At 63.8% G+C, this 21,819-nt stretch carries 18 protein-coding genes; 6 read left to right on the forward strand and 12 right to left on the reverse strand.

Features of this window, described 5'->3' with window-relative positions:
• The first annotated feature begins 176 nt into the window (after positions 1-176).
• Positions 177-824 (forward strand): prepilin peptidase, encoded by a 648-nt coding sequence (locus ACPFMJ_RS06425; protein WP_424363007.1) that lies wholly within the window; start codon positions 177-179, stop codon positions 822-824.
• A 22-nt stretch (positions 825-846) separates the two neighbouring features.
• Here ACPFMJ_RS06425 and ACPFMJ_RS06430 read toward each other — a convergent pair whose 3' ends face one another.
• The 6 genes from ACPFMJ_RS06430 to ACPFMJ_RS06455 all read right to left on the reverse strand — a co-directional run bounded on the left by ACPFMJ_RS06430 (position 847) and on the right by ACPFMJ_RS06455 (position 6,324).
• Positions 847-1,752 carry a right-handed parallel beta-helix repeat-containing protein gene (locus ACPFMJ_RS06430; protein WP_424363008.1) on the reverse strand — a complete coding sequence of 302 codons (906 nt, stop codon included), beginning with the start codon at positions 1,750-1,752 and terminating at the stop codon, positions 847-849.
• A gap of 80 nt (positions 1,753-1,832) precedes the next feature.
• Complete coding sequence (locus ACPFMJ_RS06435) at positions 1,833-2,489, reverse strand: PulJ/GspJ family protein (protein ID WP_424363009.1); 657 nt, start codon at positions 2,487-2,489, stop codon at positions 1,833-1,835.
• Positions 2,486-2,902, reverse strand: coding sequence for a type II secretion system protein (locus ACPFMJ_RS06440; protein ID WP_424363010.1), 417 nt, complete (start codon positions 2,900-2,902; stop codon positions 2,486-2,488). The genes ACPFMJ_RS06435 and ACPFMJ_RS06440 overlap by 4 nt, the downstream gene beginning before the upstream one ends.
• Positions 2,887-3,303, reverse strand: a complete 417-nt coding sequence (locus tag ACPFMJ_RS06445; RefSeq protein ID WP_424363011.1) for a GspH/FimT family pseudopilin — start codon at positions 3,301-3,303, stop codon at positions 2,887-2,889. Before ACPFMJ_RS06445 ends, ACPFMJ_RS06440 begins: the two co-directional genes overlap by 16 nt.
• 44 nt (positions 3,304-3,347) lie before the next feature.
• Positions 3,348-4,568, reverse strand: a complete 1,221-nt coding sequence (locus ACPFMJ_RS06450; protein ID WP_424363012.1) for a type II secretion system F family protein — start codon at positions 4,566-4,568, stop codon at positions 3,348-3,350.
• A gap of 4 nt (positions 4,569-4,572) precedes the next feature.
• Positions 4,573-6,324, reverse strand: coding sequence for a GspE/PulE family protein (locus ACPFMJ_RS06455; protein WP_424363013.1), 1,752 nt, complete (start codon positions 6,322-6,324; stop codon positions 4,573-4,575).
• 130 nt (positions 6,325-6,454) lie between these two features.
• Between ACPFMJ_RS06455 and ACPFMJ_RS06460 the strand changes: the two genes are divergently transcribed.
• From ACPFMJ_RS06460 to ACPFMJ_RS06475, 4 genes are all read left to right on the forward strand, one after another.
• Positions 6,455-7,171, forward strand: coding sequence for a DUF1190 domain-containing protein (locus ACPFMJ_RS06460; RefSeq protein ID WP_424363014.1), 717 nt, complete (start codon positions 6,455-6,457; stop codon positions 7,169-7,171).
• Positions 7,172-7,285: 114 nt separating this feature from the next.
• Positions 7,286-8,416 carry a PilN domain-containing protein gene (locus tag ACPFMJ_RS06465; protein WP_424363015.1) on the forward strand — a complete coding sequence of 377 codons (1,131 nt, stop codon included), beginning with the start codon at positions 7,286-7,288 and terminating at the stop codon, positions 8,414-8,416.
• Positions 8,413-9,003, forward strand: a complete 591-nt coding sequence (gspM, locus tag ACPFMJ_RS06470; RefSeq protein ID WP_424363016.1) for a type II secretion system protein GspM — start codon at positions 8,413-8,415, stop codon at positions 9,001-9,003. Before ACPFMJ_RS06465 ends, gspM begins: the two co-directional genes overlap by 4 nt.
• Positions 9,000-9,644: a hypothetical protein gene (locus ACPFMJ_RS06475; RefSeq protein ID WP_424363017.1), complete on the forward strand. Its 645-nt coding sequence runs from the start codon at positions 9,000-9,002 to the stop codon at positions 9,642-9,644. The genes gspM and ACPFMJ_RS06475 overlap by 4 nt, the downstream gene beginning before the upstream one ends.
• 35 nt (positions 9,645-9,679) lie before the next feature.
• On the opposite strand, the gene ACPFMJ_RS06480 is transcribed toward ACPFMJ_RS06475, so the two are convergent.
• The 5 genes from ACPFMJ_RS06480 to ACPFMJ_RS06500 all read right to left on the reverse strand — a co-directional run bounded on the left by ACPFMJ_RS06480 (position 9,680) and on the right by ACPFMJ_RS06500 (position 17,475).
• The gene (locus ACPFMJ_RS06480; protein WP_424363018.1) at positions 9,680-9,973 is read right to left on the reverse strand and encodes a hypothetical protein; all 294 of its coding nucleotides are present in this window, start codon (positions 9,971-9,973) and stop codon (positions 9,680-9,682) included.
• 239 nt (positions 9,974-10,212) lie between these two features.
• Positions 10,213-12,057 carry an FG-GAP-like repeat-containing protein gene (locus ACPFMJ_RS06485; RefSeq protein ID WP_424363019.1) on the reverse strand — a complete coding sequence of 615 codons (1,845 nt, stop codon included), beginning with the start codon at positions 12,055-12,057 and terminating at the stop codon, positions 10,213-10,215.
• 33 nt (positions 12,058-12,090) lie between these two features.
• A complete protein-coding gene (locus ACPFMJ_RS06490) occupies positions 12,091-12,507 on the reverse strand; it encodes a hypothetical protein (RefSeq protein ID WP_424363020.1) in 417 nt (138 codons plus the stop codon).
• A 483-nt stretch (positions 12,508-12,990) separates the two neighbouring features.
• Positions 12,991-15,837, reverse strand: a complete 2,847-nt coding sequence (locus ACPFMJ_RS06495) for a glycosyltransferase family 4 protein (protein ID WP_424363021.1) — start codon at positions 15,835-15,837, stop codon at positions 12,991-12,993.
• Between the two features lie 15 nt (positions 15,838-15,852).
• On the reverse strand, positions 15,853-17,475 hold the full coding sequence (locus ACPFMJ_RS06500; RefSeq protein ID WP_424363022.1) for a glycosyltransferase: 1,623 nt from the start codon (positions 17,473-17,475) through the stop codon (positions 15,853-15,855).
• Between the two features lie 207 nt (positions 17,476-17,682).
• On the opposite strand from ACPFMJ_RS06500, the gene ACPFMJ_RS06505 reads away from it, so the two are divergent.
• Positions 17,683-20,121 (forward strand): glycosyltransferase family 4 protein, encoded by a 2,439-nt coding sequence (locus tag ACPFMJ_RS06505; protein ID WP_424363023.1) that lies wholly within the window; start codon positions 17,683-17,685, stop codon positions 20,119-20,121.
• Here the strand turns inward: ACPFMJ_RS06505 and ACPFMJ_RS06510 are convergent.
• Positions 20,088-21,785: a class I SAM-dependent methyltransferase gene (locus ACPFMJ_RS06510; protein WP_424363024.1), complete on the reverse strand. Its 1,698-nt coding sequence runs from the start codon at positions 21,783-21,785 to the stop codon at positions 20,088-20,090. The two genes, ACPFMJ_RS06505 and ACPFMJ_RS06510, sit on opposite strands and share 34 nt — an antisense overlap.
• Positions 21,786-21,819: the final 34 nt, after the last annotated feature.

Here is a 21,819-nt window from a genome sequence, read left to right on the forward strand (position 1 = left end):
TTTACGAAACCTGCGCCATGATTCGACAATACCGCGGATTAGTCGTGAACAGCGTTTTATCCCTCAGACGCCGACGTTCAAAGATTCTGAGAATCGGCTTCTACTCGGCTAAAAGCTGAAAAAGGCGGCGAGATGGGGGCGATGTCCGCTACAATCAAAAGTGTGAGCGAGAAAAATTGGTTGAACGACGATACTTTAGGTTAACCTTAACAGGCTCGACCTGCCGACGGCGGGCGGGCGCCCTCGCCCCTCTCGCCCGCGACATAATTCTCGCGCGTGGCGACGGCCGCCCGCTGGCTCCGGCCGCATGGGCGGCGATTCTCTCCCTGCTCGCTCATGTCGCCGAGGCGCCGGCCGTCGGATATTTCCTCGCGCCGGGCCTCCTCCTCTTCGCAGGGCTTTGCCTGATCGCGCTTTTCGACGCGCGCTACTTCGTCATTCCCGACGGGCCCCTGGCCGCGCTGGGCCTCTGCGGCGTCGCGACCTCGCTTGCGAGCGCTCCGCAGGAGACCCCCAACCGCCTCGCCGCCGCAGCCGCGGCCTATCTTGCGCTGCGGCTCATCGATCTCGCATATGAACGGCTACGGGGGACGCCCGGCGTGGGCCAGGGCGACGCCAAGCTTTTTGCGCTCGCGGGCCTGTGGCTTGGCTTTGCCGGCCTGCCCGGCTCTCTGATCTATGGCGTTCTGTCCGCGCTGCTTTCGGCCGCCCTGGCGATACGCCAGGGGTCGCTCGACGGCGCCCGCCACCCCATCCCCTTCGGGCCGCATCTGGCGCTGGGGCTTTGGCTGGTCTGGGTCTTCGGTGCGTTGGAGGCAGGATGAGGCCCCCTTTTGGGAGGAAGGGCTATTGCAAATGATCCGCCGTCGACATGCCGCCGAAGGCGTCGCCAATGTCATTTCCGTCTAACGCATTGTCCCCATAGGTGAATACGGCTGCACCATTATTGCCCACGCCATAGAATTTGTTGCCGGTGGCCATCGAGCGCTTCAAGTGGAGACTTGCATTGGCGCCGACTGCAATGAGCCCGTAAGCGTCATTGAAGCTCGCATTCACTTCGCTCGCATAGAGGGAGATCGTCCCGCTCGTATAGCCCGAATTGAGCAATAGCCCATCTTTGCTGTTATTGTTGAGCTCCGTTCGGCTAACCGAGCCGCGCACCGACGCCGTCGATCCCCCGACGAGAAAGCCGAGCGACGGAATAATCGAAATTCCCTTTCCGATATTTCCGGAGATCATCGAGTCGGACACGGTGAAGGAGACCTTGCCGGCGGCAGGCGTGATATCGATGCCCGCTCCGCCCGAGCTGATGCCGGTGATGGTGCAGTTGGCCACGGTGACCTTCGCGGCCGAGAGGATCTTTATCCCGGCGACTCCGGTGCGCTGCCCGTCCAGACTGAGCCCCTTGAGGAAAACGGCGTCGCCGGCGCCGGCCTGAATTGTGATCGCAATTCCGCCCGTCGCGGAGATGCCGGCGTTCGACCCCTCATTGATGATCGAAATTTCCTTGCTGATGATGATCGGGCTGTAGCCTGCGGAGTCCTGGACCCTTATCTGTCCGCCGACCCCCACGACGTTGTCATGCGCATATTGGAACGTCCTGAAGGGCGTAGCGGCGGGGCCGCAGCCCGCCTGATCGACGCCCTTTCCCGACACCCAGGCGTTTGGAGCTGTGGCGGCGGCGCGAACTGTCGTCGAGACGGCGATCGCGACCGGCGCAATGAGGGCGGCGGCCTTCAGTGTTCTGATCATGATAATCCCCGGCGTTGCAGAAACAGCCTGAGCTTATCCGCAATTGTGCGCGCCTGCGTATGCGCTGGCGCACACGCGAATCACCGCTGCCTGATGGCGACTGTCGCCTGCGTCTCGATCACCTGGCCAAGACGATTCGCGCCGATCTTGATCGAGACCAGTTCAGGCAGGCCGGTCCGGCTCGCCCATGCGGGGCTCCACGCGGGCGGCTGACGCTGCTGCTGTCCAAAGCCCGGTTGCGCCTGCTGCGCGCCGAAATAGGAAAGTTCAAAATAAGCAACATTCTTGAGAACGACGGTCTTTTTCATCGCGCCGCGGCCCACGGCGAGGCCCTCGCGCGGGCGATACGGCCTCGTCCAGACGGCCAGCTCCGAGCCCTCCGGGCCTTTGTCGACGCCGATTTCCGTGAGAATGAGCCCGCCCCATTGCGCGCCGCCTTCGCTGAGCGCGACAAAGCTCGCCGCGTTCGCCGTACCCGCGAAAGGGGGCGGCGGCCCCTCCGTCGTTGATTGCTGCTGCAATTGCTCGGTCGAGACGCTGTAGCCGCGTCCGATCAAGCCGGCCGTCGCGCGCATGGCGCTCTCCACCTCGTCGAGCGACTCGCTCGCGCGCGTCGTGTCCCAGGCGCGCGCGCCGAGATGGATGCCACCCATGATCGATGCGGTGATCAGCGATAGAATGCTGACCGCGAGGAGAAGCTCCAACAGAGTGAAGCCGTCGCGCGCGCGGCGTTTCATGGCGAGAAAAGCTGCGGCTCGAGGGCTTTGATCTTCACCGTGGACAACGTGAAGGTTTCGCCGTAGCCCGAAGGCTTCTTGATTTCGAGGCGCGCATGAAAGCTCGTCGCAATCGGCGCCTGATTCATGGGCCCAGTGACGCTGCGCCCCGGCGTAACGGAGAGAAACCAGAAAAGCCCGTCGGGATAGCGGCCGCTCGTCTCCCCGAAAGGCGGCGGGTTGTCAACGCCCAGCGCCTCGAGATGCGCAGCCCCCTGCCGCGCGGCGCGAAAGAGGAAATCCGCGCGCGACTCGTTACGCGCGCCGCCGCTCACGCCATTCAGCAATTGCGTCAGCGTCATAGCCAGAATCGCAAAAGCCGCGAGCAACTCGATGAGAGAGAAACCCTCCCGGGACTTCAGGCGAAGACGCATGACGCCTCCCCCGTCAGCCAATTCACCGCGACAGTCGCGCGCGCCTCGGGAATTTGCAGCGTCATGTCGCCGCCGGTGGAAGCTCCGTCCGGGAAGAAAGTGATGGCGCCGGCGCGCTCGGAGACATGCTGCGTGCTGGCGACGTCCAGCGTCAGCACAGCCTCGGCAGGAAACTGCCCGACGCCGCCGACCGGCGACGTGTAGGTCTTGTTGAAAAGATCGACGACCACCGCCGCCTCGTTATTGGTGGCGATGGCGCGGGACCGCGTCGCGCGAAGCGTCGCGCAGAAGGAGCGCGTCGCGCTCTCCAGCCGCAGACGCGCCGAGGGCGGACGCAGAAGCTGCGACGACATCCCCGCGAGCAGCGCTACGAGCGCGAGCACGACGATCGATTCCAGCATGGTGAAGCCCGCGCGCCGGCGCTGATGAGAGCGAAGCCGCCGCATCATTTCGCCGCGAGATCGTTGATGCTGAGCACCGCGTCCATAACGGTCATGATGAGGCCGCCGACGACCGTGGCGATGAAAATTGTGAGCGCCGGCGTCAGCATTCCCATCGCCCGCTCAATGGAGCGCTGCGTCTCCCGCTCGAACATGACGGCGACGCGGAGCAGCATGTCGCCGAGTTGCGCGGTCTCTTCGCCGATCGTCATCATCTGCACCGCGACGGGCGGGATGTAGGGAACCTTGCCCATGGAGCCGCTGAGGCTCGCGCCACCGCGCACCGCCTCGATGACCTCGCCGAGTTCGTTGTTGAAAAAATGATTGGAGACCGCCGTGCGCGCGCTTTCCAGGCCCTGCAGCAGCGGGACGCCCGCTTTCAGCATGGAGCCGAGCGTGCGCGAAAAACGCGCCGTCGCGAATTGCGCGAGCAAGGGACCGACGACGGGAATGCGCAGGTAGAAGCGCGCGATCGCGATCTGCCAGGCCGGGCGCGACTGCGCCATTTTGTAGAAGATGACGACGACGCCGATGATGACGGCGACGACCATGCCGATCGTGCCGGCGTTCGCTTGTATATCCAGAATGAACTGCAGGCCCGACGGCATCTCCTTGTTGTTGTCGGCGAAGATCGGGGCGATGCTCGGCACGAGCGTCCCCAGTACGACGCCGGTCGAGATGATGGCGAGCGTGATGAGCAGGGCCGGATAGATGAGCGCGCTCTGGACGCGCGCCAGCAATTCCAGCCGTCGCTCGAGCATGTCGGCGAGATCGCTGAGCGCGGGGCCGACCTTGCCCACCGTCTCGCCCTCGCGCACGACGTTGACATATTCGGGACCGAACACGTCGGGCCGGCGCGTCAGCGCGTCTGACAAGGAAGCGCCGTCGACGATGCGCGCGAGAATTTCCTGCGCAAGCTCGCGCAGCGCCGGCGTCGCCCCCTGCGCGGAGAGGATGCGCAGGCTCTGGTCGAGCGGGACGTCCGCCTGCTCCAGCGTCGCGAATTCACGAGTGAAAGAGGCGACCTGGGCCGCGTTCAATCCGCGCTTTCCGAAGGAAATCTGGGTGAGGCGCCCTCCCCCGGCGGGCTTCGCCTCGCGCGTTTCGAAGGGCGTCAGCCCGCGCCGAAAAAGCGCGTCTTCCGCCTCTTCCGCCGTGCGCGCCTCGATCTCGCCTTCGAGTAGATCGCCGGCGCCGCTATAAGCGCGATATTTGAAGGTCGGCATGGCGCTATTCCACCCTCGTGACGCGCGCCACTTCCTCGATCGTCGTCTCGCCGCGCCAAGCCTTGGTCATGCCGCACTGATACATGGTCGTCATGCCGTTTTCGCGCGCGGCGGCCTCCAGTTGCGCGTCGGGCGCGCTTTCGCAAACGAGCCGCTGCATGCGCTCGTTCATGATGAGGAGTTCGGCGATGGTGGAGCGGCCCGAATAGCCAAGGCCGCGGCATTGCGGGCAGCCCTTGGGCGAGGACAGCTTGTCGGGGCCTTTCGCGAACTCCTCGCCCGCAAATTGCGCGCGAACCTGCACGCGCGTTTCCAGCGGAACGGCGCAACTCGAGCAGAGCCGGCGAACGAGGCGCTGCGCGAGCACGGCCTTCACCGTCGAGGCGATGAGATAATTCTCGACGCCCATGTCTATGAGGCGCGTGATGGACGCCGCGGCGCTGTTCGTGTGCAGCGTCGAGAAGACGAGGTGGCCCGTGAGCGAGGCCTGAATGGCGATCTTCGCCGTCTCGGCGTCGCGAATTTCGCCGATCATCACGATGTCGGGGTCCTGACGCAGGATGGCGCGCAGCGTGCTCGGAAAATCGAGCCCGATCGCCGGCTGCACCTGCACCTGATTGACGCCCGCGAGCTGATATTCGATCGGGTCTTCGACCGTGAAAACCTTCACGTCCGGCGTCGTCAATTCCTTGAGCGCCGTATAAAGCGTCGTCGTCTTGCCGCTGCCGGTCGGACCCGTAACGAGCACGATGCCGTTCGGATTGCGCATCACGTGACGCAGTTGCGCCGTCGTCTTCGGCTCGAAGCCGAGCCTGTCGAAATCGAGCGCGATCTGGCTGCGGTCGAGAATGCGCAGCACGATGCTCTCGCCATGCGCCGTCGGCAGCGTGGAGACGCGGAAGTCGATGTCCACGCCGCGGATGGCGAGCTTGATGCGTCCGTCCTGCGGCAGACGGCGCTCGGCGATGTCGAGCCGCGCCATGATCTTGATGCGCGAGGCTATGGCGGCCTTGAGGCCGGGCGGCAGAACCTCGGCCGTGCGCAACGAGCCGTCGATGCGATAGCGAACCTGCACGCCGTCCAGCGACGGCTCGATGTGAATATCCGAGGCGCGCGCCTCGATCGCGTCGGCGACGATCTGGTTCACGCGGCGAACGACCGGCGCTTCATTGGCGATGTCGCGAAGACGCTGCAGGTCGAATTCGCTGGCGTCATTCGCGCGCGCGTCGCTGTCGACGAGCGACACGCCGTCCTGCCGCGCGCCGTAAAGCGAAGACCAGACTTTGTCGAACTGCGCGGGCGTCGCAAGGCGCAGCTCGATCTGATAGCCGGTCGAATAAGCCAGCGCCTGCACCGGCTCGAGATCGAGCGGATCGGTAACGCCGAGCTTGAGCCTTCCGCCTTCGACTGCGAGCGGCAGGAGCCGGTTGGCGTGAATGAACTTCTCGGGAATTTCGCCGCGCAGCGGCGGCTCCATCGGCACGTCGCTCGGCTCGAGCTGCGGAATTTCGAGGAACTTGCCGAGATGCGCGCAGAGATCTACCTCGGAGACGAGGCCGAGCTTGGTCAAGACATGGTCGAAACGCTCGCCGCTCTGCGCCGCGGCGCGCTGCGAGCGCTGGAGGGCAAGTTCGTCGATCGCCTTTTCGCCAACGAGAAAAGCGCCGAAGGCTTCGGCGAAAGCGGGACTGTTTGCGTCGGGCCAGGCCATCGCGCCAGCCTCGCCGCCCAAGGCAATCTCGGTCTGCGCCTGCATGAACGCCCCTTCAAAGGATTGACCGACGAAACGCTCGTCGCCTACGGTTTCGTACCAATAAACGTTGGCATTCGACGTGGGAATGACACATTTGTGAGTCAATTGCATCATCAGCCCGAGAATCAGTCGAGTGATTTCTTTTTCGATGCCGACCTCTCAAGCGTCCGCCGCCCGCGCGCGACCGAGCGCGCCTTGCCTTCTCGCCGTTACGGTCGGCCTACTGGCTTTGACCGCAGAGGCCGGAGCCGCCACGACCGCTGCGCCCGGACGAATCTATTTCTTCGCAACGCGCGAGGCCTGCGTCGCCTCAGCCGCCTTCAGCGCGCGAGAATGCGCGGCGGCCTTCATCAATGCGCGCGCGCAACTTCGCGACCGCGCCCCGCGCTTCTCGTCCGCCGGCGAATGCCGCATCAAATTTCGCATGTGTGAAGCAGCCCGCGAGGAGCCCCAGTCGGGCGAAGCCATGGCCTATGCGCAGGAAGAGGACGCGGTCGCCTACACGCCCATGGCGCTCGGAGTCGAAATGGTGGCCTCCGCCCGCGGCGCAGAGGCCGCGCCGACGCTCGCCGTCGACACGCGGGCGCGACTGTTCCCCTATTTTCCCGTCTCGCGCCCCTATGAGCCACACCGGGACGAACCCGCGCAGATCGGCGCAGTCGAGGAGAATCCCAGCATTCTCGCGCCTGGTCGCTTCGAGCCGTTCTCGAAACGCAAGGCGATCGGAAGCGTGACCACTTTCACGGCCTCGGCGCTCGGCGCGATCGAGGGCGCGACGCATGAGGCCGGCCCCGCCGAGACCCCTGAACAACGCCGTGCACGGCTAAAGGCGGCGCCCTTCATAGAATAGAGGATCAGGGCGCCTCGCATTGCCAGCATTCCGGCTGGCGGTTATGGTCCCACGGCTTTCTCGTTGGCGCGAGGCCTGTAGCGTCCAACCATTTTCGCGCGGAGTCGCCAGTCCTTGTCGAGCGAATTCTGGACGCGGGATGTGATCGAGGGCTCGCTGAAAAACGCGGCCAAGCGGTTTTTCGTCTGGTATCGCCGCGAGTTTTTCCGCCTCTTCCCGCCCGAGACGGTCGCCTGGCTTACCGATCGCGGCGATCGACAACTGATCCTGCGGGCGGGAGAGCGCGACCTCTGGTGCGTCGATCAGAGGCGCACGCCCTTATGGAGCGTGGGCGCGGATGAAATCTCCGCTTCCTCGCTCGAGGAGGCGCTCGCGCGCCGGGGCGTCGCCCGGCATGCGGCGAAGGTTGGGCTGGAGATCGACGGCTCGGCCTTTTTCGTCCGCCGCTTCGACATTCCGGCCGTCGCGTTGAACAATCTCCCCAGGCTGCTCGCTTCGGACGTCGAACGCAAGACGCCGTTCCGTCTCGCCGATGTCGTCTATGGCTACACGACCGGGAAGCATCCAAACTCCCCCGACAAGCTGCGCGTAAGCCTGTGGATTTTGCGCCGCGACTTTGTCGAGAGCGCCGTGGCCAATGCGGGGCTCGATGTCGCCGACGTGTCTTTCATCCGCCCGGTGGGGCTGCAGGACACCGCCGATCAGGCGCCGATCATCACGCTCGAAAGCGCCGGCGAGACCTCGTACAAGTTTCGCAACATCGCTCTGGGACTATGCGTCGCCACCGCGCTTTTTGGCGCCCTCGGCGTCGGCGCGACGCTTTGGCGCCAATCCGCCCTGGCCGAGGAACTCGACGCTAAAATCCAGGAAGCGTCGACCCGCGCGACCCGTGTGCGCCAGATCGTCGATCGCGCGTCGTCGGAGAGTCGGCTGCTTTCCGTGCTGCGCAATGCGCGTCGCAACAGCCCGCAATTCGCCGATTTATGGGAAGAAACCGCGCGCATCCTGCCCGACGGCGCCTTCCTGACGGACTTCCGCCTTTCCGATGCGAAGGCGAATGAAAGGACTGTCGACCTCGTGGGCTTCGCCGACTCCGCCGTCGGACTTCCGGCCCTGTTCAACAAGTCGCCGCTGTTCGCCGACGCCGGCCTGACCGCGCCGATTACGCCCGATCCGCGCGAGAAGCGGGAAGGCTTTTCGCTGCAAACCAAGCTCGAACAGAAAAAACCGGCGGCCGGCAAATGAACTGGAAGACCATCTCAGAAACGCCCGCCGGCCGACGCGCGCTTTTCATCGGCGTCAATCTTCTCGCGCTTGTGCTCTTTTATCTGATCTTTATCGAACCGGCGCGCCGCATGATCGCCGACGGCGCCGAAGGCATTGCACAGCGTCGCCAGACGCTCGCGCGCTATGAAGCCGTCGCGTCGCATGAAGAGCAGATTCAGGAATATGCGCGGCAGGTGGCCGACATTAACGGGCGCGGCGAGCTTCTGGATGGCGACAGCGATGGCGTCATCAACGCCAATCTGCAGGCGCGGCTGAAATCCATCGCCGAAGCGGCGCAGGTCACTGTCCGCTCGATACAGATGCTGCCTGAAAAGCCGTTCCAGGGCGTGACGCTCGTCGGCGCCCGGCTCGACGTCTCGGGCAGTTACGAAAACATACATGCGCTGGCGCGCGCCCTCGAAGGCGCCCCGCCCTTGATGATCATCACCGCCGCAACGCTGCGCGGGCAAGCGATGTTCTGGGGCGCGCCTGCAAATCAGGGCGATCCCGACATAGAGGCGCAGTTCGACGTGTTTGGCGGCGCGCCGCAGAAAGGCCGCCAATGAATCGCTTCGAGGTCAAGGAGCGACTCGCGGGCGTCGCTGGAAGGATGGGCGGCTTCGCGCAGACGTTCGCGACGCCCTTGCAAAAGGCGCATCTGTCGCCCCTCGCCGGCATCGTTCTCACGCTGCTTGGAACGACGACGCTCTTCGCCGCGCTGTTCGCCGCCTATGCGTTTATTGGTCCTCTCGGCTCGGACGCGGATGTGAAAGCGCCGGACTGGACACCCCCGACGCTCGCGGTCGTCGATCTCGACCCGCCCAAGCCGCCCTCGGCGGACGTCGAGGCTCTTTCACGTCCGATTTTCACGAAGAGCCGCAGGCCGGCGCCAAAGGTCGCCAGGCAGCAGGCGACCGAGACAGGCCCGCTCACCGCCGCGCCGTCGGGAATCACCGTGGGCGCCATCGTCAAGAACAAGAAGGCGACTCAGGCCTTCATCGTCTCTCCGGAAACGCCGGAAGGCGCCTGGAAAAAAGTGGGCGACACCGTCGATTCCTGGACGATCGCAACGATCGACCGCGCCGAACTGATTTTGAAGAACGGCCAGCAAATGGCCAAGTTGAAACTCTGGCCCGACGACACCGTGGGTCCAGACAGCCCTGCCCCGCCCCAGCCTGGGCTGGCGCGACCGCCAGTGTCAGACTGATTGGCCAAGAGCGCCCCCCGCCCCGGCGGGAGCAATCAACGATTCTGGAAGCGACCCTTCAGGTCGACTTTCGCCCCGCCATGCGCCCCCGGCTCCTCCTTCAGTCCCTCGCTGGAGGTGCTTGTCGAATCCTTCTCGGACGGGGACTGCGAAAGCGGCGCCGCGCCTTCCGGCGGGGGGACGATCTTGCCGGTCTTGGGATCGATATGAACGGTCATGCCCTCGGCCATGATGATCTTCTCGCCCATGCGGCTCTCCCCCGCTGCGACTGCGGCCGCCGCCGCAAGACAGATGATGGATGCGGATGAAATCAGAAGCATGCGGCGCATGGCGTCTCCCTTCAAATTCCCGCTTCTTATCGCGCCGCTTCCCGTTGAGCGGCGCCCGCTCATTCTGAGCTAGGAGCCCCTACCGGCTTTCGCAACGCTTCGAGCGTTCGCCGCCGGATTTGGAACCGGCGAGCGTTTGGTTCTGCGGACGCTAGCCCTTTTCGAGCGGGAGCGCATTAAAAAGCCCCCGCGGCGATCGCTGCGGGGGCTTCTGAAAGATACGCGCTCGGCCCGACGTCTTAGTTGGCGTTGACGCCCTGTACCGCCCAGGACGTCGGCAGATTGGCGACGAAGGTTGAAGAGACGATGCTCGCGCCGTTCATGAGCGAGACCACGGTGTTGCCGTTGCTCGTGTCGCGCCACAGAATGTCGTTCTTGCCGTCCGAATTGAAGTCCGCGACCTGCGACACGGCCCAGGACAGCGGCAGCGTTGCGACGAACGTCGATGAGATGATCGTCGCGCCGTTCATGATCGACACCACGGCGTTGCCGTTGGTCGAATCCCGCCACAGAATGTCCCTCTTGCCGTCGGCGTTGAAATCGCCCGTGCCGGCGACCGACCAGGTCAACGGCAAGGTGGCGATGAACGTCGACGAGGCAATGACGGCACCGTTCATCAGCGAGACGACGGCGTTGCCGTTGTTGTCGCGCCACAAAATGTCCGCCTTGCCGTCGCCATTGAAGTCGCCGACGCCCGGAACGGACCAGGTGGAAGGCAGATTGGCGATGAAGGTCGACGACGCGATCAGGGGCCCGTTCATCAAGGAGACGACGGCGTCGCCGGTGCTGTTGCGCCAGAGGATGTCGCTCTTGCCGTCGCCATTGAAGTCGCCCGTGCCGGCGACAGTCCACGACGTCGGCAGATTTGCGACGAAAGTGGACGATGTGATGTTGGCGCCGTCCATCAGCGAGACGACAGCGTCGCCTGTGGTGTTGCGCCACAGGATGTCCGACTTGCCGTCGAAGTTGAAATCGCCCGTGCCAGCGACGGTCCAGGACGTCGGTAGATTGGCCACGAAAGTTGAAGACGTAATCGCGGCGCCATTCATGACGGAGACGACGGCATTGCCATTGGAGGTGTCGCGCCAGAGAATGTCCGCCTTGCCGTCGCCGGTGAAATCGATGCGCGGCGTCAGCAGCTTCCATCCGAGGTCGCGGAACAAAGGGCGCTCCAGGATCGGGGAATGCAGCGGAACCGTGTAGCTGGGCTCCATGATCTGGTTGGGGAAAGCCGCGGTATTCCAGTGCGAGACCGAGGAGCCGCCCTGCGCGGGATTAGGGGCGTACATCTGAACGTGGTCGCCCGTCTTACCCGCCGTGAGGATGGGGCTTGCGATTCGCACATTGAGCCCGGTCCAATGCAGGTTCGCGCCGGAAATGCTCGCTGCGACGCGCTGGGCGTCGGACATGCTCGGATAATCCGGCGGCGTGGCGCCGTGATTTTCGAGGTTCAACATGTAAGCGTCATTGCCGCCGTTGAACTTGGCGCCGGTGCTGAGATTGACGAGGCTCAGGAAGCCGAGACCGTGGCCGAGCTCGTGAATGAGCACGGACATGAAGTCGATGATGCCGGCTGGCGGCTTCGAATCGAGGCCGTAATACCAGCCGCTACCTTCGAGACAGCCGGTCTGGCCGAGATTGCTGTTGAAGTTCGCGTTGATGTCGTCGTTGGTCGGATCCTGGTCGACGCCGGCGAGCGAATTCGCCTCCGCCTGCGTGTACCAGGTCGAGGCGACGGGCGCGCCGGGGAAATCGCGGTGCACGGTCGCGGGGCCCGCGGAGCCGAGAACGGCTGACGTCGCATTGCAGGTCAAGGCGGTGAACTGTGCGCCCACCCGGATCGGAACGTTGCTGACCACATGCGTGGCCCAGAGATCCGCAGCCGCCTGGAAGGCGATCAGCCGCTGAGCGCCGACGGTCGTGCCGGTGTTTCCGCCGACGGGCGTCGCGGGCGTAGGATCGTTGAAACCCACGCCGGCGGCGTTCTTGTTCACGACGATGACGGTCGTGGCGCTGGCGATGGAAGAGGATAGAATCAGCGCGCATGCGGACGCCGACCGCAGCCAATTTTTCTTGGAAATCATCAGAGCCCCCGAGCTCGTCGCAGGAAAAGAGGTTTATTCCGCGGTTTTGGTGATGGCGAAGGGATGCGGGTGATAAGTGGCCACCTTGCCGTCCTCTTCGGTCTTCCCGAGCATCGGGCTCTGGAAACGCCCCTGCAGATCGACCTTGTAACCACCCGTCGCGACAGCCTCCTCGTGAAGGCCGTCGCTGGAGGTGCTCGCCGAGTTCTTCTCGGCGGCCGACATCGCCAGCGGCGCGGCGTTAGCCGGCGGCGCGCTCACGATCTTCCCTGTCGCGTCCCTATAAGCCTTGTATCCCGGCGCCTCGACGACGGCCGCCTCATCGGTGGCGGGCTTGGCCTGCTCGTCGGCGCACCGGGCGGGCGAGGATAGGAGAAGAACTCCTCCAAAGCCGATGGCGCTGGCGCCGAGGATGCGGCCGAGGCCGGATTTGAATGCTCCGAACGTCATCGACTTTTTCTCCCAATCTGGCGCGCCCGCCCAATGCTCCGATGGACGCGATGAGTAAATTTGGCGCAGGCCCGCGCCACGTTACTTGACGCCCCCGGATTGGGGCTTGGTCACGCAGAAGCCATCCATGAACGTGGTCCCGTAAGGACAGGCGGACGACGGAACGCATCGCCCCTCGCGCATCATGTGTCCGGGCGGACAATCGCGCTTGATGTCGCAGCGTCCGTCCTTGAGTTCGAAGCCGGGCGGACAATCCGCGAGGGCCAAGACGGTCGATGCGAAGAATAGTGCAAGCACAGAAAAAAGAGCGCGCATGGGTCGCATGTGTCATTTCCCTCACAAGGAGTCGCAGCCGGTCCCGCCCGCTTCTTCAAACGGCTGCGGGAGAATCTTAAACTAAGCCGAACTCGTCAAGAGTCTGATCGGGTTCCGCGCACGCCCCCATCAGGCCGCGGGCTGATTTGACGCGCTTTAGCAACCATTTCAGCGCTCTTTGCGCGTGGCGAGATAATGCTCGAAAGGTGAAAGATTGGCGCCTTTAATCGTCGGATTTTCCGAAATGTATTTTTTCGAATCAAAACCCGGCCCCGGAGAGCGCCCTTCCCAGTGCCCGAATTTGACGAAATGAATGAGCGGGTCCACCCCGGCCTCGCGCACATCGGGATATTGCGAAAGGTACCATTCCGCGTCGAACAGGCCGGTTGACGAGACTTTTCTTGCGGTTAGCCTTTTAATGGCAAACAACCGGGCCCACAGGGACGGTCGTTGCGTCGCGAGGCGGGCGTCGCTTGCAGCCTCTTCGTCGGCGCGCGCCTGGAGGGCGCCCGTCGCCGCGCTTTGTCCGCCCAACAGGCCGAGGCCTTTGAGACGGTGACGCAGAAAATAAGCGTCGCGCTCGACGCGGGCCCTGTCGATTTGCGCAGGCGCCGGATTGCGCGCCGGCGCCGCTGCATCCGGCCATAAAAGCTGCGAGACTGCGCGCGCGTAATCCGACCAATCGGCGATCACCCGGCCGCGCGCCTCTTGCGCAAGGCGGGACCGTAAGACGGCGTCCGTCGCGAGCGCCTTCATCGCGTCGGCAAGGGCGTCGACGTCGTTCATGTCGACGGAAAGACACCCGCCGCCCGCCGCCAGCTCGGCCATCACGCCCTTGTCGTGGCATATGCAGGGCTTCGCGGCCCAGAGACTTTCAAGGATCGGCAGACCAAAACCTTCGACCAGCGACGGATAGACCGTGAAGGCGGCGCGACGCATTTCCCGAATGAGCTCGTCGTCGGAGATGGCCACCAGCCAGCTAATCGTCGGGTCTTGAGCAACCGCCTCGCGCACAAAGCCCGCGAGTTCGTCCGCGCCGCGATAGGCGTTCCCGATGAGCGTCAAGCGCAGGGGAAGGCCTGGGGCCGATTTGCGAAGCCGCCGATAAGCGGCGAGAAGCGCGCGATGGTTCTTGCGGGGTTCGATGGTCGAGACACAGACGATCGAGATCGCGTCGGATGGCTTGCCGGTCGCCGCCGTCTTGACTCGCTTCAGGGCGGCGAGTTGGCCCGGCAGCCAGGCGACGCTCATCTGCGCCCGCACATCGATGCCCGCACGCGCGGCGTAGGCGTTCAAACATTCGAGGCTGTAACCGGAAATCGCGATGATGCGGTCGGTTTGTGTGAGCGCTTCGATATAAGCGGGGAAGGTTTCACGCAGCGCATCGCCGCAATATTGCGGGAATTCAATGGGGATCAGGTCGTAGAGGATCGCGGCCGTCTCGACGCCGACGCGGCGCGCCCATTCGACCCTGCGCGCGGCCTCGCCGTCGAGCACCACCTCCGGCAAGAGCAGAGTCGCGCGCCGCGCCGCGTCTGGCAGGCGGACGAGCAGATCGTCCGGAGTCGCTTCGGATTCAGTCGACGCCGCAGCCGTGCTTATCGCTGCGTCCGGGCCGTGATAGGCGGCGAGCAGAGTCGCGCGTTCGCGGGAGACGAAGCGATAGGCATGGCGTTCCGCGTCCCAATGGATGAAGAACAGGCGCGCATCGCCAAGCGCCTGCAATTGCGCGGACAATCGGCGCGTGACGCGCACGACTCCGGAATTCGCCGTGTCGCGTGACGAATTGGTCACATCGACGAAAAGCAGCTTCTGACGCGAACGCTGCCTGCGTTCCGCGAGGGATTCGAGCAGATGGGCGCGGTAGGCGGCGGTGGCGTTCCGCCAGGTGAAACGCTCGCGATAGGCCGAAAGACGCTTGGCGTCGAAAACGCCAGCCGGCAGGCGCTCGGAAAGCGCGCGCTCGATCTTCTCCGCAGCCTCGGCGACCGTCGCGCACAGGAACCATGGATGCAGGATGACTTCCGGATGCGCCCCGACATTGAAGGCGAAGGCCGGTTTCCCGAGAATTTGCATCTCGCCGATCGGCAGATTGAAGCCCTCCCAAAGAGAGGGGCTGAAGCCGACATGCGCCAGCGCCATCACGCGATTGAGGGCGTCGTCGCTTGGCGCGCCGAGGCAGATCACGTGGCTCCGAAGATCCTGCGGGACGTCGATTTCATCCGCGTGGCCCAATAGCAGCAGGCAGTAGTCGCCGCCGTCCGCGTCGCGCGCGCGGCGCAACAATTCCCGAAGGAGAAGGAACGACGCGGGAGAATTCTTGTACCCCTCGGCCTCGAATCTCCCTAGGTTCAGGATCAACGCGGTCTTGCGAGCCACGAGCCGCTCGAGGCGCCGGATCTGGAAATCCTCTTCGCGCGACAGATGCTCGTTTGCGGCGAAGACTTTCGCGGTGAGGTGATCCACGCCAAGGCGCACGACATGGACGCCTGCGCTCGAACCGCGGTCGGGGATCGTCTGGCTCTCCTTGATGAAATCGCTGATCGGCAGAACGCAATCGAAACGGGGCAGCGACAGGGCGCGCATCCGTCGCACCGCGCGCTGCGCGGCCATTGCGGGTCCGTTCAATCCATCATGCGGAACAGATCCGGCGTCGATAAAAACGGTCGGAACGCCGCGCCGCTCGCCAAGCGCGGAGACATGAAAAAACGGCCAGCCGCCGCAGACAATCGCATCGATGGGCCTTTCCCCCTCGATGTCCTTCCAATTCTCATCAAGGAAGCGCGCGCAGTCCGCCTCGACCTGATAGAGATCGCCGCCCCCCGTGTTTTCGACGATCCGAATATGCGGGGTGATCGCATGGACGACGTCCTGCTCGCAGCGGAGGCAAACAAAGGTGACGCTCCAACCCTCGGCGACAAGCGTGCGCGCCATCTCGATGAGAATGCGGTCGACGCCGTAGCGGAAGATGATCCGCTCGTTGCAGATGAGTATGTGCGGGACGGCGACGGGCATGACCAGCTTCCGGCCTCAAATCGCGGGGTTTTCGGCGCAGAGGCTGAAGGCCCCCGGCTCAATGAGGCCCGTGGCGCAGTCGATGAGGTCTTCTGCCGAGGCGTCGCAGGGCGTGCGATCTTGTCCGGCGGAAAGCATCGTGAGCGCCGCGATCGCTTCGGCGAAGTCCTTGTAAGCGAAACCGCCCAGCGCCTCTTCTTCGCAAAGCCGCGCCAGAGCGCCGCCGGCGGGCGCGATGACGGGGATGTTCATGCGCGCCGCCCTGAGAAGAAATTGCGCATTCGCATCGGGAGACCAAAAGAAGACCGCCGAGGCTCGCTCCCATATTTGCGCATCCGCCCATTCGGCGTAGACGAACCGCAGTTTGGCCTTCGTCTCGAACATCGAAAAATTATTGAAAAGCTGCGCCGTTTCAAGCGTCGGCCATTGGCCGTCACACAGGACGATCACATCTTCGCGCGGCGAGTGGGCCGGCGCTGTCCGGTAGATCTCCTCATAGGCGGCGACGGCGGCGCTTTGATCAAAGGAGTCCCGGCGCATGCGATTCAACGCCCCGTGGCGACGCGCAAGCTCCGGCGCTTCGATATAGGCGACGGCCTTGGCGACGAGGTCGTCAATGTCGCCACACGCGAAAAGCTGACCCGATTGTCCGTCGACGACGAGCTCCGCATGCCCGCCGATTCGACTTGCAAGCTGTGCGCGCCCCGCGGCGATGGCTTCGAGCATGACGACCGGCTCATTCTCCGGCCAGACCGAGGGAAGCATCACCACATCCGAGGCCGCAAGCAGCGTGGGAATCTCGCTCGTATCAAGCTTGCCGAAAAAATTCACGTAATCGCGGTTTGGCGTTTCCTCTGCAAGCCGGCTGATCGCCGCGCGCAAATGCCCGTCGCCAGCGATCACAAGCCGCCAGCGACCGTTGAGCCCGGGGTCGGCGAGAAGGCGCTCCACCAGCTCGATAAGCAGATCGACGCCCTTATGCGCCCCGAGATAACCAATAAAGGCGAACTGGACCGGGCCGCCGCCTTGACGATCCGCCGGATCGAATCTCGCGATTTCGACGCCATTGCTCTGCACCAGCGCGGTACCTGTTTGGAACCCGGCGGCGGCGTAGGCGCCTCTAAGATACGCGCTCGGGAAAACGAGATGGTCCACCTCGGAAAGGCAGGTCATGACGAAGTCGCGACGCAGGCGCGTCGGCAACGCCTTGCCTTTTTCGTCGGAAACGTTCGAGACGCAAAAATGGCAGTCTTCGAAGTTCTCGCAGAGATGGCCGTCGTCGCGATAGCGGGTGTTCCTGGCGCAGAAACCCCAATGGTCATGAACGGTGCAAACCGTGCGCGCGCCGAATCGTTTGGCTTCCAGAATGAGATTGACCCCGAGGCCGGAGACATTGTGGAAATGCACGACATCGGGGCGGACGTCGTTCAAGATCGCCCGGAAGCGACGGCCGGCTGCGTCCCAATGGAAGGCGCGGTCCGGCTCCAACGAGCGTAGCGAGAGGACGTGGACGTCGAGCCCATCCACATTGTCCAGCTCCAGCTCGCCGCCGGATTGGTTCGACTTGGGGGGGCGCCCGGCGAAAACGCTCACCTCATATCCACGGCGCTTCAACTCGAGCGCATGCCGGTGCGCCACCAACTCGGCCCCTCCGACAGCGCGGGGCGGATAAAGATTCGAAACGACGAGGATTCGCACGACCAAAGTCTCGGCGGCTGGAGGGCGAAGGGAGCAATAACCGTCAATGGCTCGGGCGCTATTTCATAGTTCCAGCCGTAGCGCAGAATTATCAAATTTGCTAGGCAAGCCAAATCTGGGCGGTGCGCGGTCAAAATGGATACAAAGATGGCTTCGTGGCTCCGATCGACCAGCGCCGGCGTTTCGCGGGCCTGGCGCGCTTGGCGGGGTCTCGAGGTCGCCGGCCATCTCGACGAGGTCCGTCACGGCGCCGTGCGCGGATGGGCGTGGAGCCCCGGCAGGCCCGACGCCCGACTTCTCGTGGACGTGTTTGTTCACGGTCGATTCGCCGGGCAATGCCTCGCCAATCTCCCCCGTCCGGATCTGACCAAGGCCGGCATCGGGGACGGACGTCACGCTTTCCTGCTCAATCTCGACCCGGATCTCCCCGCGCTTGACGACGGCGCGATTCGCGTCTTCGCGCTCGGCAAACGTCGCTATGAGCTGAACCGAACGGGGCGCCCTGTCGCGCGACAAAATTCGCTCGACGCTCACGCCTATTTGCGCGAGACATTTTCGTCGCTGCTCACGACTCCCATGCGCTCCGGCGAAGCGCCGAGCCGGCATGCAAGCGGTTCGAGCGCCTTCGATCGCTTGTTCGGCCCCTCGCCGGCGCCGAGCCCGCCGACAATCTTGGGACGGCCGCTATCGGCCTATCTCGACTACATCCGCCATCGTCACGGCGTTGCGTCGCAATTCGATACGACGGTTTCTGAAGAGGATTACGCCGCCTATCTGAAATATTATCTCAAAAATTACGTCAGCCGCAGGGGCCGATTGCGCGCGCCCCTTCCCGCCGGCGACATTGCGCTCATGAATGAAGGACCTTCCGCGGATCGCCCTCTTGCGCAGAGCGTTGCGCAAAAGCTTCTGCAGCGCTCGGCCCCGCCGGGCGCCAGCGTTTTCGAAAAGGCGTTTCTTTGGGCCGCCTATGAAAGCGCTGCGTTCGGCGTCGAAGATTGCCTCACGCCGGAGCCACAAAGCCACGCGCTTCTCTCCTGCGACGACAAGATCGAATCCTTCCCGCTCTCGCGCTTCATGCGCCGCTTCCTGGCCGGAAACCCGTGCCTCGCGGGACTGGACGCCGACAAAGAAAGCGATCGCAAGACGGCTTATCTCGCCCTGCTCTTGTTCGCGACGGCGAACCCGCATTTTCTTGGCTACATGCCCGCTTTTTGGATCGACCGCTTTTTAGACGGCGCCGCCTCGCCTTTCGACGAAATAGCGCGGCGCGTTTTTGGCGAGATCGCCTATACGCGCGACGACTGGCGCGCTGCTGTCGACGGGCAAGGCTACGATCTCGCGGCGAAGCGTTTCCGATCCTTTTCGGCCGGGGGCGACCGGCTTCTCGCGCCAGCCCTGATTTTGTCCGACGACCGTACTGTCGACGTTCAATTGATTGGGCCTTTCAGCCGTCGCCTCGGCATCTCGGACAGCTGCAGGGCGCTCGCTTATGCGCTCGACAAGCTCGATTATTCGACGCGCCTCTGCGACTTCACGCTCGATCATCCCAACGCGGTGCGGGCGCATGACGAGGCTCGCACGGCGCCGCCCGGTCGGGCGCGCGTGACTCTCCTGCATCTCAATCTGGAAGAGACCCCAGCCGCTTTCGCCTATCTTCCCGACATTTTCGCCGGCGCCCATGTCGTGGGAATGCCCTATCTCGAAACGCCGAAGCTCGGTCCCTCGCAATTGCTGGGACTTTCGCTGGCGGACGAAATCTGGGCGGCGTCAAAATTTGTCGCCGACGCCGTCGGTGCGCCTCAAAAGACCCAGATCGTAGGAACGGCGAGCCGGCCCGTGAAAGCGATCGGGCGCGTCGCAGCCCGCAAGCTCGCCTATGCCGGGATCGCTGAACCCGACGATTTCATCTTCCTCACGGCCTGCGACGCGCTCTCCGGAGCCTATCGAAAAAATCCGCTCGGCGTCATCCGCGCCTTCCTGCATGCCTACCCCAAGGACGAGAACGTCAAGCTCGTCATCAAGGCGCATAGCCTGGACCGAGTCGGGGAGCCGAATGAAAAGCGCATCTGGGACCGCGTCGCCGCGCTCGCCGCACAGTGCTCCCGCATCGTGCTGCTCGACCGCTACGTCGACGAGGCCAACCATGTGGCGCTGCTCGAGGGGGCCGACTGCCTGGTCTCGCTCCACCGCGCCGAAGGCTTCGGCTATCACATGCTCGAGGCCATGACGCTCGGAACGCCGGTCATCGCCACGGCCTATTCCGGCAATATGGAATTCTGCAACGAAGCGACGGCCTATCTCATCCCTTATACGCTCACAAATATCGAGCACGGCCATTATCACCGCGCCTCCGCAAGCCAGACATGGGCGGAGCCCGATTTCGCAGCGAGCGTTGCAGCCATGCGGCGGGTGCGCGACGATGACGCCGCCCGCGAGAGGATCGCACATGACGCCAGAGCTTATGTCGAGGCGCATTTTTCGCTGGACGCTTTCGCGCGCCGCATCGATGCGCGCCTCCAGCAGATCATCCGCGCGCCGAACAGTTCAGCCTACCGCAGGATTGAAAGATCCTGCGCGCAATGATGGATGCAGGCGATCGACGTCCGCGCCGATTCGCGGATGATCGGGGCGTCCGCTCGCGGTTCCGGATGGAGAAAGGCGATCGCAAGCCCGCCCCAGATTTCCCCGCGGTCGCCCGCCACGCTGTGCTCGATGATCTGTCCCGGCACAAAATCGAGATCGACGAGGCGCACGTGCGGATTGCGCGCCCAGTCGACTTCGCGAATGCCCTGCCGCGTCGCCGGATTGCCGGAATCGTGCATGAGCACGAGCATGGGCTCCTTCGGTCTGTAATCGAGCACCAGTTCGATATCGCGCTTCACGCCCTCGACGGAATGATCCGCGTCGATTAGCACGTAATTGACGGGAACGCCCAAAGCGTCGAAATGCGCGAAGGCTTTCGGCACGGCGTCGCAGGAGGGTTCGATCCAGATCTCCGCATTCTCGGGGACCGCGAAGCGTTTGCGCACTTCCGGGTCGATGTCGATCGCCACGATCTTTTCGCAGAAGGGCGCGGCGAGCGACAGGCTGCCGCCGTAATAGACGCCGATCTCGATCGCGCCTTTCGGGCGCAGCCGCGACAGAACGCCCGTCAGCGCGATCTGCTCCCAGGGCATCATCTGCCAGTTGTCACGCAGGACGTTGGGAAACAGCAATTCCTCGACTGTTTCTGCCGACGGCGCGGAAGACGGCGTCGCAGCGGGGAGCGCACTGGCGATGCAGGCGCGCACGCTTGCGGCGCAACTCTCCGCGATGCCCGAGAAGTCGTTATAGCTCTCGTCCAAGAGCTTGCCTGTGTGCACAGAGTCGATAAGCGATTGCGCCTCGGCAATCAGACCTAGATCGAGCAGGAGCTTCGCTTTCGCCGTCTTCAGAACTTCGGCCCCGGACGTCCGCGCCTTGGCGATCGCCTGATCCATCAGCCGAATCTTCTCCTGCGCCGGCAGCGTCGACAGATCGAAAGCCGCCGCCTCGTCGGGAATTTGCTTCGTTGCGAGGAAAAGGCCCGAGGCTCCGTAAACGAAATCGAGCGGCTGGAAATAGTCGGCGAAATACTCCATCGCGATCGCGATCCAGTATTCCACGTAATGCATGTAATCCTGTTGAATGACCACGCTCCGCCCCGGAATGAGGCGCGGGAACATCCGGCTGATCACAAAGTGGTTGAGCGGCCACGCCTTGGCCGCGTCGATCATGAGGATCTCGATCGGCTTATGGCCCCAATTCATCTTCAGCAGGTCGCCTGGGCAAGGGACGATGTAGCCGAGTTCGTCCTTGTTGACCGACAGGAATTCGGCGAACCAGCTTCCGGCGTGGATGGTCTCGCTGCTCTGCGTCCACCATTCATAGTCCTGCGCCAGAAAAAGATCGTAGGCGTAGATCCGCTTCGCCTTGCTTTCTGCCGCCACGCTCTCGTTCAGCTTCACGCCTTCAGCAAGACAGCGCGTGGTCAGACCGTAAAGGCAGCCGAGATCGACAATCTCACCCTCCCCCCGCCAATAATCCTTGGCCAGCGCAAAGAGGATCGAGAGCTCGTAGCTCGAGAGCATGCTTTTGATGTCGACGAGCCCGGCATGCGTGCGCACGCTATACTCCTGAAACGCCCGCTCGAAAAAAGGCGCAGGACTCTCGGGATGCATGAACGGAACGTAGCGGGTCCAGTAATCTCTTTTGGTCAGATCGATCATCAACGGTCACCGTGCGGGGCGCGAGGCCGGATCA

Source organism: Methylocystis parvus (assembly GCF_049675845.1).
GTDB classification, from domain to species: Bacteria; Pseudomonadota; Alphaproteobacteria; order Rhizobiales; family Beijerinckiaceae; genus Methylocystis; species Methylocystis parvus_A.

What these genes read in the sequence shown, in the direction of transcription:
- ACPFMJ_RS06430 (WP_424363008.1), bottom strand. Translation starts at nt 1,752, where the DNA reads ATGATCAGAACACTGAAGGCCGCCGCCCTCATTGCGCCGGTCGCGATC.
- ACPFMJ_RS06435 (WP_424363009.1), bottom strand. Translation starts at nt 2,489, where the DNA reads ATGAAACGCCGCGCGCGCGACGGCTTCACTCTGTTGGAGCTTCTCCTC.
- ACPFMJ_RS06440 (WP_424363010.1), bottom strand. Translation starts at nt 2,902, where the DNA reads ATGCGTCTTCGCCTGAAGTCCCGGGAGGGTTTCTCTCTCATCGAGTTG.
- ACPFMJ_RS06445 (WP_424363011.1), bottom strand. Translation starts at nt 3,303, where the DNA reads ATGCTGGAATCGATCGTCGTGCTCGCGCTCGTAGCGCTGCTCGCGGGG.
- ACPFMJ_RS06450 (WP_424363012.1), bottom strand. Translation starts at nt 4,568, where the DNA reads ATGCCGACCTTCAAATATCGCGCTTATAGCGGCGCCGGCGATCTACTC.
- ACPFMJ_RS06455 (WP_424363013.1), bottom strand. Translation starts at nt 6,324, where the DNA reads ATGCAGGCGCAGACCGAGATTGCCTTGGGCGGCGAGGCTGGCGCGATG.
- gspM (WP_424363016.1), top strand. Translation starts at nt 8,413, where the DNA reads ATGAACTGGAAGACCATCTCAGAAACGCCCGCCGGCCGACGCGCGCTT.
- ACPFMJ_RS06475 (WP_424363017.1), top strand. Translation starts at nt 9,000, where the DNA reads ATGAATCGCTTCGAGGTCAAGGAGCGACTCGCGGGCGTCGCTGGAAGG.
- ACPFMJ_RS06480 (WP_424363018.1), bottom strand. Translation starts at nt 9,973, where the DNA reads ATGCGCCGCATGCTTCTGATTTCATCCGCATCCATCATCTGTCTTGCG.
- ACPFMJ_RS06485 (WP_424363019.1), bottom strand. Translation starts at nt 12,057, where the DNA reads ATGATTTCCAAGAAAAATTGGCTGCGGTCGGCGTCCGCATGCGCGCTG.
- ACPFMJ_RS06490 (WP_424363020.1), bottom strand. Translation starts at nt 12,507, where the DNA reads ATGACGTTCGGAGCATTCAAATCCGGCCTCGGCCGCATCCTCGGCGCC.
- ACPFMJ_RS06495 (WP_424363021.1), bottom strand. Translation starts at nt 15,837, where the DNA reads ATGCCCGTCGCCGTCCCGCACATACTCATCTGCAACGAGCGGATCATC.
- ACPFMJ_RS06505 (WP_424363023.1), top strand. Translation starts at nt 17,683, where the DNA reads ATGGCTTCGTGGCTCCGATCGACCAGCGCCGGCGTTTCGCGGGCCTGG.
- ACPFMJ_RS06510 (WP_424363024.1), bottom strand. Translation starts at nt 21,785, where the DNA reads ATGATCGATCTGACCAAAAGAGATTACTGGACCCGCTACGTTCCGTTC.